Here is a 14273-nt window from a genome sequence, read left to right as displayed (position 1 = left end):
ATATGAATAGTTTTGCTGTCAGAAATGTACAGTAAAAGATTGAGCAATAGAAAGAAGAAACAATGCCTTTTTATACAACAAATGATGGAGTTCAGATCAATTATCATAGCTATGGAGCAACAGAAAATCAAGCAATAGTTTTTATTAACGGCTATTCGGCGAGCGAAGTTACTTGGGCTTTTCAAGTCGATTATTTTGTTGCTGCAGGTTATCGTGTAGTCACTTATGATCACCGGAGTCATGGACAAAGCCAAGAAGTAGATTATGGGATGACCTTACATCGTTTGGCGACTGATTTAGAAGAGTTGATGAATGCTCTGCAACTTTCTCGACCTATATTGGTTGGACACTCGATGGGAGCAGCGACCATTATGGCATATGAAGAGCTTTTTACAGACGGAAAGTTAACAGCAATCGTAACAGAGGATCAAGCACCTACATTTATGAGAGCGCCAGACTGGTTAGATGGACAAACAGGTAAAACTCTTGGTGAATTATCTGATTTTATTAAAGATTTTCCGCGCACAAAATTAACTCATCGTCAATTGACAGATCAAGTAAAACGTGTGTTAGGTAAAGGGATGTTGCCATTTAATTTTCAAAAGCACCAAGCCTTGCTTCAAAATGTGATTACTCAAGATTGGCGTCAGAATCTTACGCGCGAAACGGTTCCCCATTTGTTCTTTGCTGGTGGGTGTTCGCCTATTTTTCCTCCAGAACATGCTCAGGCAGCACGGAACCTACAGCATAACGCACAATCAGAGGTAAGTATTTTTGCAGATTGTGGTCATATTCTTCATGTGGAAAATATTGAGGCTTTTAACCAAAAACTCCTTAATTTTATTCAAAAAGTCCAAGAAAAAAAGAGTTAGAAATAACTCTTTTTTATTTTTCGTGAGGAGTGAGAGAAAGTTTACTTTCCTTAGCCTCTAAATACTCCATAAAAATAATTTTAAGTAAGGCTGCGACAGGTACAGCGACGAACATGCCTAATATACCAAAATAAGCGCCGCCAATCGAGATAGAGATAATAACGATAATGGGGTTAACATTCAAAGCACCACTCATTAGTTTTGGTCCGATGATATTTCCATCAATTTGCTGAAGGATGATGAGCATAATAATCGTAACAAGCCCTGCTTCCCAACCGCCGGTAAAAAAAGCGATAATCATTGCGACAATCGAAGCAAAGATTGAACCAAAATAAGGAATCATGTTGCAAATACCAATAAGCAAACCTAAGGCCACTGAGAAGGGATTATGAGCAACGCCCGTTATGTGGAGGATAAATAGTAAGAACGTGGATGAAATCCACATGATGCATGCATCAATGAATTGTGTGGAAATAAATTTATAGAAGATAATATCTGTTTGGCGAAGATAATATTTTATTGCTTGGAGATGCTCCTGCTTAGCAGAAATCTTCCCAAAGCGGGAGAGAATCTGTAAGATACTTTCTTTATATAACAAAAGATAAATTGAAATGATAATGCCAACAACAATACGGAAAAGCTGTGAAGCAAGTGTGAAAGTAAAGGTACTCAGAGATTCAATGCCGCTGGTAATGTAGCGTGCGGCGTCCTGTGCACTAAACGCATTGACAAAAGAGCGAATAGAGTCTTCGATTTGTAAAAAATTATCTAACTCTTGAAATTGATTACTGCTGAGCCATTGATAAATGTTTTGGTAAATCGTAGGTAATAAGCGTAGAAACTCGAGTAAGTTACGAACCACAATGGGAAAGAGATAATAAATAACAAAAAAGAGGAGAAGTAAGAAAATCATATAAGTGACAAAAATACTAAATTTTCTTGCATGATGTTGGATAAATTTTACATTCAAACGTCTAAAAAGCAAGCTAAGTTTATGAATAGGTTTATCTAAAAAGTATGCAACGATTGCTCCGAGAAACAGAGGAGAGAGAATTTGTAAAAAATTGCCAATGCTTTTTGTAATTGGGGTAATGTTTGAAATGACATTAAAAAGTAAGAAAAGCACAACGAAAAAAAGTAGTCCGTTAAGCCAAAGGTTCCAGTTGATTTTTATTTTTCCCATGGGCGAGATGTCCTTTCGGGTAACTTGATATAAAGTAGTTCCTTTTATTGTAATATCATTAGAAAACTCTGTCAATTATTTTAAGAAAAAACCACAGAAAATTTCTGTAGTTTGGACAAAAATAGGATAACTATTTATTGGTGACGATAGTCAACAATTTCAATATGTGGGGCTATCTTTTCGCCATCGCCCATAATCTCAATCAAATGATTGGCCGTAATACGGACACGCATATTTTCATCAAAATACATCATCCCCCAAGCCTTGCAGTAGAAATCACCTAAAGGTGAGCTGATTTTCCCATCAAAAACTTTAGGAACTTCTCCTTTATTAACGGCAACAATACGATAACGTGTAATGCCACAACAGCTGCTTGGGAGTGTCTCATTACTTAAAGTATGATCAAAGTCTAAGACAAAGTCAGCAGGCTCATCTTCAATAAGCGCTAATAGGCGCTTGGTGATAGTATCATCAAATGTAAGCTTCATAAAATTATTGTACTACATAGCTAGGGGAATATGCAGCAATTCAGCTTGAAAAAAGAAGCTACGTACTCTTATAAATTTTTTAATTTTGACTTTAAAAAGAGGATAGGGTATGTATAAATTCGTCAACTAACTTTTATTTGTCCGCTTACTTAGTAGAAGCACAATGTCGGACTTTACAAAGCAGCATGAAAGCGATATAATGTTAGATGGAAATTTTTTTCATTATTATATTACTAGTAGGAGACCGATTTTAAATGACTAAGAAAAAAATCGTAGTCATCGGTGGTGGTGTTGCTGGGGTTCATGCAACACGTGAGCTTTCGAAAAAGCTTAAAGCGAATGCTGACATCACTTTGATTGACAAACACAGTTATCATACATCTATGACGCAACTTCATGAAGTTGCAGCAGGACGTGTGCCATTCACAACAGTTCAATATGACTTCCAAAAACTTTTGGGAAAACGTAAAAATGTGAGCCTTGTAACTGATGCTGTTGTCAGTCTTGATAAAGATAACAAAAAGGTTATCACTGAACAAGGAAGCTACGACTATGACTATGTTGTAGTTGCTCTTGGTGGTGAACCTAACGACTTTGGGGTACCTGGTGTTAAAGAACACGGTTTTACTCTTTGGTCACTCGAAGATGCTATGCGTATCAAACGTCAACTTGAAACTGTTGTTCAATATGGTTCAACAGAAGTTGACGATGAAAAACGCCGTGCACTTTTGACTATCTCTGTTGCAGGATCAGGTTTCACAGGGATTGAAATGGCTGGTGAATTGATTGACTGGCGTAAGAAGGTTTCAACAGATTGGAAAATTCCTGAGGAAGAAATCACAATCAACGTTGTTGAAATGATGCCAACAATCTTGAACACATTGGACCGCAAACAAGCAGACCGTGCACACGCATATCTTGAAAAGAAAAATGTCAATGTATTGACAAATCACGGTATCGTTGAAGTTGCAGAAGATCACATCAAAGTAAATGTTGGTGGACGAGACGAAGAAAAAGTTTCAAAAGAAATCCCAACACACACATTGATTTGGACTACAGGTGTTCAAGGGAATACAGCAGCACAGACTAATCTTAACGAAACAGAACGTGGACATCGTCTCCAAGCCAATGAATTTATGGAAGCAGTTGGTTTTGAAGATAAAGGTATCTATGTAGCAGGAGACGTTTCAGGTTATATCGAACCTGATACAGGTCGTCCAACACCACAAATCGTTGAAGCGGCAGAGCAAACAGCGCACACAGCAGCTTCAAATATCATCGCAGATATTAACGGTGGAAGCAAACATAAACACGAAAGCAAATACCAAGGAACAATGGTTTCTATCGGTTCAACTTGGGGTGTTGCTAAAGTCGGGAACATGCGTTTGACAGGTTTCTGGGCAATGGTGATGAAAAACATTGTTTACTTTATCTACACATTGCAAATTCGTTCCGCTCATTATTTCTGGCGTTATGCTTTGGATGAAGTTTTCCGTACAAAAGATGATCGTAACTTCATGCGTGGTCACACTTCACGTTTAGGTAACGTACTCTGGGCTGTACCACTTCGTATCTTCTATGGTCTTGTTTGGTTGACAGAAGCAATGAAGAAAATTGTTGGTGAAGGTCAACTCTTTAATCCTACAACTTGGTTTGGTAAAGGTTCTTGGTTCACAGACGATCTTAAATTCCCATTTGCTTGGTTGCAAGAAGTGCCTAAACATGCAGATGCTGCTGCTGGCGCAACAGGTGAAGCTGCAACTAAAGCTGCAGATGCTGCTGCTGGTGCAACTGGCGCTGCTGCTAGTGGTGGAGCAGAAGCTGCACACAAAGCGACAGAATGGGGTCTCTCATATGCTTATGGTACAGAGCCAATGCCAGTACTTGAAAAAGTACCACATTGGATGGAACCTATCTTTAAGTTCATGATTCCAAATCGTGATGTTGCATTGTTCATGCAAAAATTCATGTCTATCGTTGAAGTTTTACTTGCTCTTGCTATTATCTTTGGTCTCTTTACTTGGATTGCATCAGCTGTAACTGCAGCATTGACAGTGATGTTCGCACTATCTGGTATGTTCTTCTGGGTAAACATCTGGTTTATTCCAGTAGCAATTGCCTTAATGAACGGTTCAGGCCGCGCATTTGGTTTAGATAAATGGGTTCAACCTTGGATTCAAAAAATACTTACCCAAGTATGGTATGGTAAATCTCGTTCAATTTATAAAGGACGTTAATTAAAAAATAGCTCATTAGAGCTATTTTTTATTTCTGAGAAATTCCTTCGGAAATTGATTCTGGAGCATTTATCAGCTATAATATAGAGTGTTCATGCTGTCTGGAAAAGATGAGCATCCTAAGAAGAATTAAACATCTAGGAAGTTTGATTGTTTGAAAACCAAAGAAAATATAGTGAAGGATATCCCAAACGCTTTATGACATTTAAAACATTTTTAGAACTTGTTGAAATTAAAACCAAAATTGCCAGTATATTTCCTTATATTATTGGCTTACTTTTCAGTCTGAGTTATTTTAAAACATTTAACGCTGGCCTATCGTTTCTTTTTTTATTGGCTATGCTTATTTTTGATATGACGGTAACAGCGATTAACAATTATCAAGATTTTCAAAAAGCTAAAGATGAAATTTATCAAAAACAAGAAAATATTATTGGTAAAGCTAATCTGTCACCACATTTTGTTAGAAATTTGATAGTATTCATGGTTCTTGTCAGCCTGGGTTTGGGTTTCCTTTTGGCTTATTTTACGGGCTGGCTCTTTTTGGTGCTGGGAGGCATCGTCTTCTTTATCGGCGTTTTTTATACTTATGGTCCGATACCTCTTTCTCGTATGCCATTGGGTGAAATCTTTTCCGGTGGAACAATGGGATTTGGAATCTTTGCAATGGTGATTCTCATCAATAGTGCAGAAAATCCTATTTTTAAACTTGATCTCAACTTTGCGGCAAACTCTTTTGCGCTTTCTGGAGATATAGTTGGTGCTATAGCAATGGTAATTGCGAGTTTACCGTTAGTCTTTACGATTGCAAATATTATGCTGGCTAACAACTTGCGTGATTTGGATACAGATATTAAAAACCATCGTTATACTTTAGTTTATTATATTGGACGTAAACAAGGTATTCAGCTTTTTCAACTGCTTATGTACAGTGCATATTTCTTCATTATTTTAGGTTTTTTCATTGGAATTTTTGAATGGCCAACATTATTGACTGTTCTTTCCTTTCCGATAATTCAGAAGAACTTGAAACACCATGCAGCAGAAGTTCCTGCGCCTTATAGCTTTGTTTATTCTTTAAAAAATATGGTTTTATTTAATAGCTCTTATGCTTTCTCTCTCCTTTTATCGCTTCTGTGGCAAGCAGTAGCAAAATAATTTAAAAAAGGTAGTTTCCTCTTGGGAACTACCTTTTTGTATATGATATTTATTTTTTAGCTGCTGCAAGTTCACGCTCAAGAGCTAATCTTTGAACTTTCATTGTGGCTGTACGAGGTATTGCATCATAGTCCATGAGAAGCGGCTCATTTAGGAATGGCATGTCAATGATAGAAGACCACCAAGCTTTCCAGTCCATTTCTTTACCTTCGGCAAGCGCCAAAATAGGTTGAGGATGTCCAGAAGCATCGCGGATAATTATTACTTCGTCAAGAAAGTCGTGTTGATCGAGGAGGAGATCTTCAATGGCTAAGTTTGACTCCACCTTATCAATGAGATCAACTTGACGATCATAGAGGAAGAGCACACCATTTTCATCCATAATCCCCCAGTCGCCTGTATCCCACCAGTCGCCATAAACTTCTTCAGCAAAACGACTATCCTCTTTATAGTAAGTAAGAGCACGTCCTTTAGAGAGGAAATGAATATGACCAGGTGTACCAGCAGGAACAACATTTCCGTCAGCATCTGTTACGCGCGCTTGGGAAAGTCCAGGCATGCCGATGCCCATTTCACGAGCATTCGTACTTGGTAAGGTACTAAGGCGGTGTTTTTTCCAAATCATTGGACCGCATTCAGACTGACCGTAGATTTGCAAGAAAACAGGATTTTCCTCTTTAGAAGCCGCAAGGAAAGTATGCATCGTATCTTTGTTAATTGCATCAAAAGTAGAGTGGAGATAGCAAATAGAAGCAAAGGCCTCGGGTGTTTCCTTTACAACATTTGCTAGACGAACAAAATGGTTTGGGTGTGTTTCAAAAGCTGTAGGGCGATATTTTTCAAACATGCTAAGCACAGTATTTTTTTCTAAATTAGAAAGTGGCATAAGATCAAAGCCAAAGGTCATGGCTGATGATATACCAATGTTAAAGCGGGAATGAACAGGTGAAATATGGAATGCCAACAGTGAAGATTTGTCTGGCATCCAATCCATTACTGTACGTTGCAAGACCCAACGCCAGCCCATAGATTGAGCTGAGTGTGCAATCAGTTTCGGAATTCCAGTAGTACCTGAGGTATGTGTGAGATAAGCAATCTCATCCGTAGCTAATTGTTGATTGCTTACCTCAGGACTATTAGTGATTGAAGCAAAGTCAGAAACAAAGAGTTTGTGATCTTCGTTTACATTTTTTAATTCCTGAACGACAGCATCTGTATCTTCATCAAAAATGAGCCAAGGAGTTTCAAGGCGTGCAGCAAGAGTATCCATTACTGGTGTAGAAAAGTGATGGGAAATCATTGCAGGCACAGCACCCAGATAGGACACAGCAACGGCAAGAAGATAAGTGTCAAAAGCACTTGATTTAAAAATGATGACCTTGTCTTCTTTTTTTATTCCCAAGGCTGACAAATTATAAGCTTTTTGCAAGACTGCTTCGTGAACGCTTTGATAATTTGTTTCAAGCTCTAATTCCGGGAAAGCGTTTAACTTTTTATCGAAAATAAAACGACTTTTGGGGAACTTTTCAGCAGATTCTTTGAAATTTACATAAAGATTCAGAGGTTTGTGATTGAATTTCATTGAAATCTCTCTTTCTATTTTTCTAAAGTTTATTATATCACAAACTATCAGCGAGAATTGAGAAAAAAATGTCCTTTTTGCATTTTTAATCATTAAAGAATAGTCTGAAAAGTCCACGTAAAATGGGAAAATTAGCAAACTTATCTTTTTGCTACAGCCCCAGTTTTATATAGATATGAAAGCGTATTAGTGTTATAATGATTTTAAGAATAAATTGTTTCGTTGGAATATAAAAAATTCGAACGAAAAGCTTTGCTGAGCAAAGTTGCGGAGGAAATATGGAAAATTTACGTTACAAAAGTGTATTTGACATTATTGGTCCTGTAATGGTTGGTCCCAGTAGTTCTCACACTGCCGGTGCTGCCCGTATAGGAAAGATTATTCGTTCAATTTTTGGCGAATTGCCCGAGAAGGTTGAGATTCATTTGTATGAGAGTTTTGCCAAAACTTATCGTGGACATGGAACAGATGTTGCTTTGGTTGCTGGTGTTTTAGGTATGGATCCTGATGATCCTCGCTTACGAGATGCACCGCGCATTGCTCACGAAGAAGGGATGGAAGTGACATATGTGCCTCATCCAGAAGATAAGGCAGACCATCCTAACACAGCGCGTCTGATTTTGAAAAAAGGGGACCGTGACATGAGCGTCACAGGGATTTCTATTGGCGGGGGCTTGATTCAAGTGACCGAACTCAATGGTTTCGATATTTCTATTTCAGCAGGGATGCCAACTTTTGTTATTGTCCATCAAGATGCACCAGGTATTTTGGCGCGTCTCGGAGCTATTTTTGAAAAGCATGATATTAACGTGGCACAAATGAATTTGACACGTGAAGCTAAAGGTGAAAAAGCAATCATGATTATGGAAGTAGACAGTTTCGATGTCGAAGAAGCTTTTGAGGAAATGAAACACATTCCGAAACTTTCTGCTGTAAATTTCTTTAAATAAGGGGTAATTATGTTTTCAAATGTACAAGAACTGCTTGAAGATGCAAAAGCATATCCATCAATTGCTGAATTGATGATTGCAGAAGAAATAGAACAAACCGGTGCGAGCCGTGAACAAATCATTGAGATGATGGAACATAACTTGGCAACAATGATGTCATCAATTGAGGAAGGACTACTTGGAAATAAATCAACAACAGGACTTACAGGTGGCGATGCCAAGAAGATGGATGAATACATTAAATCAGGAAAAGCGATATCAGGTGATGTTATTTTAGGAGCAGCGCGTGATGGCGTAGCTGTAAATGAAGTCAATGCTCAGATGGGACTCATCTGTGCGACACCGACAGCTGGGTCAGCTGGATGTCTACCTGGTGTGCTCTCTGCAGCAACGAAGAAGTTAGGGCTTACACATGAGCAGCAGGTAGAATTTATCTTTACAGCTGGTGCTTTTGGTTTAGCAATCGCAAACAATGCAACGATTGCAGGTGCTGAAGGAGGATGTCAAGCAGAAGTTGGGTCGGCATCGGCCATGTCCGCAGCCGCTTTGGTTATCATGGCTGGAGGTACGGGCGAGCAAGCCGGAATAGCTTTAGCCTTGACACTCCAAAATATGTTGGGCCTGATTTGTGACCCTGTCGCAGGTTTAGTAGAAATTCCTTGTGTCCATCGTAACGCTATGGGGGCTTCTCAGGCGATGATTTCTGCCGATATGGCTTTAGCTGGTGTTAAAACAGTTATACCGGTTGATGAAGTGATTACATGTATGTACAATGTAGGACGCTCACTGCCTTCTGCTCACCGTGAAACTGGTGAAGGTGGGCTTGCTGCAACGCCAACAGGACGTGAAATTATGGAACGCATCTTTGGTGACGGAAAATAATAATATTGAAAATAAACGACCCTTTTTGAAAGTCTATACTTGCCTTAAAGGGTTTTTTTATTTATAATACAGAGTTGTGACTTGACATTTATAGTTTACAGTTGTAAACTGTAGTTGTAGTAAAAATAAAGTAAGGAGCGCCAATGAACGAAACAGAATTTAATATATCAAATGCAGAATTGATTGTTATGCGTGTTATATGGTCGCTCGGCGAAGCACGAGTTGATGAGATTTCTTGTCAAATTTCGCCCGATTTGGATTGGTCTCTAGCAACAGTTAAAACTTTGCTGGGGCGCCTCGTGAAAAAGGGAATGCTAAGTACTGAAAAAGAAGGTCGTAAGTTTGTTTATCGCCCTTTAATGGCAGAATGTACAGCTATTCAAATGATGGGACAGTCTTTACTTGAAAAAGTTTGTGAAACAAAACAAGTGAAGCTCTTAGCCGATATGATCGCCTTGTCAAACTTGACTTCAGAAGATGTAGCAAGTTTGCAAGAAGCGTTAAAAAATAAAGAAACAGTTCAAGAAACAACTTGTACTTGTTTAGAAAATTTTAATTCTTGCAGCTGCCAACACGTCAGCTAATATGGAGGAGAGATAATGGAAAAAGAAAAATTCGTAATCAAAGGTATGACTTGTGATCACTGTGCAATGCATGTGACTTCAGCACTCGAAGGGCTTACTGGTGTGAAATCCGCAAAAGTCTCTTTAAAAAAGAATGAAGCACTTGTGAAATTCGATGCAGCGACAACACCCGTAGATGATTTAGCAATGGCTGTTAAAGAAGCTGGCTACGAATTAGTAAAATAAGAAGGCTGTCCTTAGGGGCAGTTTTCTCTGGAACACAATGTTTACATTTGTAAATCTAATGAAGGAGTAGAAAATGAGAAGTCAAAACTTTGTCATCACGGGTATGACCTGTGCAAACTGTGTGAATACCGTATCCAAAGCATTGAATAACTCGAATAAAATCCAAGAAGCAACAGTTAACTTGGCAACTGAAAAAGCAAAAGTCATTTTTGATGATAGCATTAATGATCAAGATGTGATCAATATAGTTGAAAAGGTGGGCTATGGTGCTATTGTAAACGATAAAGCACATCAAGAAAAAATTGCAGCTCAAGCGCGTAGAAGGAATCGTAATTTACGATTGTCATTGATCGTGTCAGTAATTTTGACTCTGCCTTTAGTACTTGCTATGTTTGAAGGAGTATTGGGCACACACTATTTGATGTTTCTACACAATCCTGTTTTACAACTTATTCTCGCAACACCTGTTCAGTTTATTATCGGTTGGCGCTTTTACGTCGGCGCTTATCATGCATTGAAAAATGGAAATGCAAATATGGATGTTCTAGTAGCACTCGGAACTAGCGTTGCATATTTTTCGAGTTTAATTTTAGCGGTATTTTTAGGACAAGAGAATGCTTTGAATTTTGAATCAGCTATGGTTATTATTACCTTGGTTGTTTTAGGAAAAGTACTTGAGCACAATGCTAAAGAAAAAACAAGTCAGGCAATCACGAGCTTGATGAGTAGTAGGGTTAAAATGGTTCACACAGAAGAAGGTGAGCGCCCGCTTGAAGAAGTCCAAATCGGGGATGTTATTCAAATTTATCCGGGAGAGAAGGTACCTTTGGATGCAATGATCCTTAAAGGTAAAGCATCTTTTGACGAAAGTCACTTGACTGGCGAATCTTTACCTGTTGTCAAAGCAGACGATGATACACTATTTGAAGGGGCTGTGAATTTAGACGGTTCCATTAAAGCTGTTGTTGTTCGAGATGTTAACGATTCGACTATTTCTCGGATGGTTGAAATGATGGAAGAAGCGCAAGCCTCAAAACCTGATATTCAAAAATTCGCGGATAAAATCTCAAATGTCTTTGTTCCAATTGTTTTGGTCATTTCACTTGTGACTTTTGTAGCAACATGGGCTATTACTGGGACATTATTGACTGCCATTATGCATGCTGTGGCAACATTGGTTATTGCTTGCCCATGTGCGCTTGGTTTAGCGACACCAACCGCGATTATTTCAGGAACAGGACTTGCTGCTAAGAATGGCTTGCTGTTGAAAAATGCCAATGCTTTAGAACTGACAAATAGCGTGACAACAGTTTTCTTTGATAAGACAGGGACGATTACGACAGGTGAATTTGAGTTGTCTCAATTTGAGGGCAACGATGAATCATTTAAAATTTTAGCAAGTTTAGAAAGTCATTCGCACCATCCGTTAGCTCAAGCCGTAAAAGCTGCGGAAATCTACCCCGTAGAAAACCTTAAAGAAATTGCTGGTCGTGGACTTTCAGGAGAAATAAATGGCCGTCAATATTATGCAGGAAATGCAAAACTTATGGAAGAGCATGGGTACGATGTCACATCAAGCACAGATACTGTTATTTATCTTGCGGATGATGTAAGCCATATAGCTACAGCAACCTTTAAATCTTCAATTAAGCAAGAAAGTGTGCAGACCGTAGCTGCACTGAAAAAAGCCGGCATTAAAACTGTGATGTTGACAGGGGACAATGAAGATTCTGCTAAAAAAATCCAAGAAATTGTCAAATTGGATGAAGTAAAAAGTAATCTATCACCTGAAGACAAAGCTAAAATTGTCCAAGAAACTTCACATTCCATTATGGTAGGCGACGGAATAAACGATGCTATTGCATTAGCAAGTAGTACTGTGGGTGTTGCCATGGCAACAGGCTCAGATATTGCGATGGAAGCAGGAGATGTGACCATTATGGGTGGTAAAATCCATAAATTACTCGATCTCTTTAAGATATCTCGAAAAACCTTAAGTAAAATCAAACAAAATTATTTTTGGGCCTTCATTTACAATATTATTGGTATCCCGCTGGCAGCTTTTGGATTACTCAATCCAATGATTGCTGCAGCGGCAATGAGCTTGTCTAGCGTTTCCGTAATTTTGAATTCCTTACTTTTGACTAAAACAAAAATTTGAGGTACTCTAAAAATAAAAGAAAAAAATTCACTTTTGTTCGTGAATTTTTTTAGTATTAAACGTATAATAGGAAAAGATGAATTTAGAAGCAAAACTCAAGGAAATATTTGGCTACGAAAGTTTCCGTCAAGGTCAAAAACAAATAATAGAGCAAGTTCTACAGGGAAAAGATACTCTGGGGATATTGCCGACAGGTGCAGGGAAATCCATTTGCTATCAATTACCTGCCCTTTTACAAGAAGGCGTTACTCTTGTGGTCTCGCCTTTAATTTCCCTGATGAAGGATCAGGTGGATCAGCTAAATATTGCAAATATACCAGCAACATTTATTAATTCGACAGTAGATGAGCAAGAAGCTTATTTCCGAATGCAACAGATCGAAAATGGCGAGGTTAAAATCTTGTTTGTTGCTCCTGAACGGTTTGAATTAGAATCTTTTAACTATTTTTTGCAACACCTTCCTATTGATTTGGTTGCAATTGATGAAGCACACTGTATCTCTCAATGGGGACATGATTTTAGACCTTCTTATGTTACTTTTGCGAAACGATTGGCTGATTTGCCTACTTCACCAACAATCTTAGCACTAACAGCTACAGCCACACCTCGGGTATCTGCAGATATTCAAGACTTATTACAAATCTCTGAAGACAACACTGTTAAAACAGGTTTTTTACGCGAAAACTTACGCTTTGAAGTTGTTAAAGGAAAAGATAAACGTGACTTTTTAAAGTCCTACTTAAAAGAACATACTGACGAATCAGGCATTATCTATGCCAACACACGTAAAGAAGTAGAAGAAGTTACGGAATGGTTAAACCGAAATAATTTTCCTGCTAAACGTTATCATGCCGGTTTAGCTGAGGGAGAGCGCCAAAAAAACCAAGAAGATTTCCTTTATGATGAAGTTCCTATTATGGTGGCAACCAATGCTTTTGGAATGGGGATAAATAAGAGCAATGTTCGTTTTGTAATTCATTATGGGATGCCTGCTACTATTGAAGCCTACTATCAAGAAGCAGGTCGTGCAGGACGAGATGGACTTGATTCGGATGCTATCTTATTATTTTCGCCCAATGATGTTCGTCTCAGAAACTTCTTGATCGAGCAAGGCGAAGGGAGTGAGCAACATAAGGAGCAAGAATACGAAAAACTAAGGCAGATGCAAGCTTATACAAGCTCAGAAACTTGCTTGCAGGGTTATATTTTACAGTATTTTGGTGATGCGGGAGAGGACTGTCATAAGTGCTCAAACTGTTTAGACGACCGGGAGCGTACAGATGTTACGCTTGATGCACAAAAAGTTATGTCTTGTGTTATTCGGATGGAACAACGTTTCGGAAAAACAGCAGTCGCACAAGTTTTAGTAGGCTCTAAAAATAAAAACTTAGCACGTTGGAATTTTGAAAAACTCTCAACTTTTGGCATAATGAAGGGATATTCGCAAAAAGCAGTTGGAGAACTGATTGATTTTTTAGCGGGGGAAGGTTACTTAGCTGTCTCCGCAGGCAAATTCCCCTTACTTGGGGTTTCTGATCGTGGGATTGCTGTTCTACAAGGTAGAGAGCAAGTCTGGCGACGTACAGCCTTAAGCACTACTAAGCAACAGTCTGTAGCTAATGGTACATTTAATTTGGAGTTATTTGAAGAATTACGGACGTTACGTCTCGATATTGCCAAGTCAGAAGGCGTACCTCCTTTCATGATATTTTCCGATGCTTCATTGAAAGACATGACAAGAATTATGCCTTTAGACGAAGAGACATTTTTAGAAGTTTCCGGTGTAGGTCAAGTGAAGTTGAAAAAGTATGGTCATGTGTTCCTAGAGGCATTAAACATCTATAATCAAGAATAATATAAAAATAGAGAAGCATGAGTCTTTCTCTATTTTTATTTGTGCCTTGACAAATGTAAGCGTTTAATTTACAATATATACAACTAGTATATACTA

The 14273-nt window shown here is 38.4% G+C and carries 12 protein-coding genes; 9 read left to right on the top strand and 3 right to left on the bottom strand.

The window, feature by feature from the left end; genetic code table 11:
• Positions 1-62: 62 nt before the first annotated feature.
• Complete coding sequence (locus J0J35_RS04820) at positions 63-872, top strand: alpha/beta fold hydrolase (RefSeq protein ID WP_046400970.1); 810 nt, start codon at positions 63-65, stop codon at positions 870-872.
• A 13-nt stretch (positions 873-885) separates the two neighbouring features.
• Here J0J35_RS04820 and J0J35_RS04815 read toward each other — a convergent pair whose 3' ends face one another.
• Positions 886-2055: an AI-2E family transporter gene (locus J0J35_RS04815; RefSeq protein ID WP_195917229.1), complete on the bottom strand. Its 1170-nt coding sequence runs from the start codon at positions 2053-2055 to the stop codon at positions 886-888.
• A 134-nt stretch (positions 2056-2189) separates the two neighbouring features.
• Positions 2190-2543 carry an iron-sulfur cluster biosynthesis family protein gene (locus J0J35_RS04810; RefSeq protein WP_206918046.1) on the bottom strand — a complete coding sequence of 118 codons (354 nt, stop codon included), beginning with the start codon at positions 2541-2543 and terminating at the stop codon, positions 2190-2192.
• Positions 2544-2797: 254 nt separating this feature from the next.
• On the opposite strand from J0J35_RS04810, the gene J0J35_RS04805 reads away from it, so the two are divergent.
• Positions 2798-4780 (top strand): FAD-dependent oxidoreductase, encoded by a 1983-nt coding sequence (locus J0J35_RS04805; protein WP_206918044.1) that lies wholly within the window; start codon positions 2798-2800, stop codon positions 4778-4780.
• 198 nt (positions 4781-4978) lie between these two features.
• Positions 4979-5938, top strand: coding sequence for a 1,4-dihydroxy-2-naphthoate polyprenyltransferase (gene menA / locus J0J35_RS04800; RefSeq protein ID WP_206918040.1), 960 nt, complete (start codon positions 4979-4981; stop codon positions 5936-5938).
• 49 nt (positions 5939-5987) lie between these two features.
• On the opposite strand, the gene J0J35_RS04795 is transcribed toward menA, so the two are convergent.
• Positions 5988-7520, bottom strand: coding sequence for a class I adenylate-forming enzyme family protein (locus J0J35_RS04795; RefSeq protein WP_206918039.1), 1533 nt, complete (start codon positions 7518-7520; stop codon positions 5988-5990).
• 278 nt (positions 7521-7798) lie between these two features.
• On the opposite strand from J0J35_RS04795, the gene sdaAB reads away from it, so the two are divergent.
• The 6 genes from sdaAB (at position 7799) to recQ (ending at position 14177) form a co-directional block, all read left to right on the top strand.
• Entirely contained in the window at positions 7799-8470 is a 672-nt protein-coding gene (gene sdaAB / locus J0J35_RS04790; RefSeq protein ID WP_004256246.1) for an L-serine ammonia-lyase, iron-sulfur-dependent subunit beta, read from the top strand.
• Between the two features lie 9 nt (positions 8471-8479).
• Entirely contained in the window at positions 8480-9352 is an 873-nt protein-coding gene (sdaAA, locus tag J0J35_RS04785; protein WP_004256247.1) for an L-serine ammonia-lyase, iron-sulfur-dependent, subunit alpha, read from the top strand.
• A gap of 143 nt (positions 9353-9495) precedes the next feature.
• Positions 9496-9936, top strand: coding sequence for a CopY/TcrY family copper transport repressor (locus tag J0J35_RS04780; protein ID WP_004256249.1), 441 nt, complete (start codon positions 9496-9498; stop codon positions 9934-9936).
• 15 nt (positions 9937-9951) lie between these two features.
• Positions 9952-10161, top strand: a complete 210-nt coding sequence (locus J0J35_RS04775) for a heavy-metal-associated domain-containing protein (RefSeq protein WP_046400976.1) — start codon at positions 9952-9954, stop codon at positions 10159-10161.
• 73 nt (positions 10162-10234) lie between these two features.
• A complete protein-coding gene (locus J0J35_RS04770; RefSeq protein ID WP_206918035.1) occupies positions 10235-12322 on the top strand; it encodes a cation-translocating P-type ATPase in 2088 nt (695 codons plus the stop codon).
• 76 nt (positions 12323-12398) lie between these two features.
• Positions 12399-14177, top strand: coding sequence for a DNA helicase RecQ (gene recQ, locus J0J35_RS04765; RefSeq protein ID WP_004256255.1), 1779 nt, complete (start codon positions 12399-12401; stop codon positions 14175-14177).
• The last annotated feature ends 96 nt before the right edge of the window (positions 14178-14273 follow it).

It is taken from the genome of Lactococcus sp. LG606 (assembly GCF_017309645.1).
Classification (GTDB): domain Bacteria; phylum Bacillota; class Bacilli; order Lactobacillales; family Streptococcaceae; genus Lactococcus; species Lactococcus petauri.
Note: the sequence above shows the minus strand (reverse complement) of the source record. Positions and strands in the feature narration are given on the sequence as shown.

Bases quoted from the DNA above. Each gene is read 5' to 3' on its own strand.
- J0J35_RS04820 (WP_046400970.1), top strand. From the start codon at position 63: ATGCCTTTTTATACAACAAATGATGGAGTTCAGATCAATTATCATAGC.
- J0J35_RS04815 (WP_195917229.1), bottom strand. From the start codon at position 2,055: ATGGGAAAAATAAAAATCAACTGGAACCTTTGGCTTAACGGACTACTT.
- J0J35_RS04810 (WP_206918046.1), bottom strand. From the start codon at position 2,543: ATGAAGCTTACATTTGATGATACTATCACCAAGCGCCTATTAGCGCTT.
- J0J35_RS04805 (WP_206918044.1), top strand. From the start codon at position 2,798: ATGACTAAGAAAAAAATCGTAGTCATCGGTGGTGGTGTTGCTGGGGTT.
- menA (WP_206918040.1), top strand. From the start codon at position 4,979: ATGACATTTAAAACATTTTTAGAACTTGTTGAAATTAAAACCAAAATT.
- J0J35_RS04795 (WP_206918039.1), bottom strand. From the start codon at position 7,520: ATGAAATTCAATCACAAACCTCTGAATCTTTATGTAAATTTCAAAGAA.
- sdaAB (WP_004256246.1), top strand. From the start codon at position 7,799: ATGGAAAATTTACGTTACAAAAGTGTATTTGACATTATTGGTCCTGTA.
- sdaAA (WP_004256247.1), top strand. From the start codon at position 8,480: ATGTTTTCAAATGTACAAGAACTGCTTGAAGATGCAAAAGCATATCCA.
- J0J35_RS04780 (WP_004256249.1), top strand. From the start codon at position 9,496: ATGAACGAAACAGAATTTAATATATCAAATGCAGAATTGATTGTTATG.
- J0J35_RS04775 (WP_046400976.1), top strand. From the start codon at position 9,952: ATGGAAAAAGAAAAATTCGTAATCAAAGGTATGACTTGTGATCACTGT.
- J0J35_RS04770 (WP_206918035.1), top strand. From the start codon at position 10,235: ATGAGAAGTCAAAACTTTGTCATCACGGGTATGACCTGTGCAAACTGT.
- recQ (WP_004256255.1), top strand. From the start codon at position 12,399: ATGAATTTAGAAGCAAAACTCAAGGAAATATTTGGCTACGAAAGTTTC.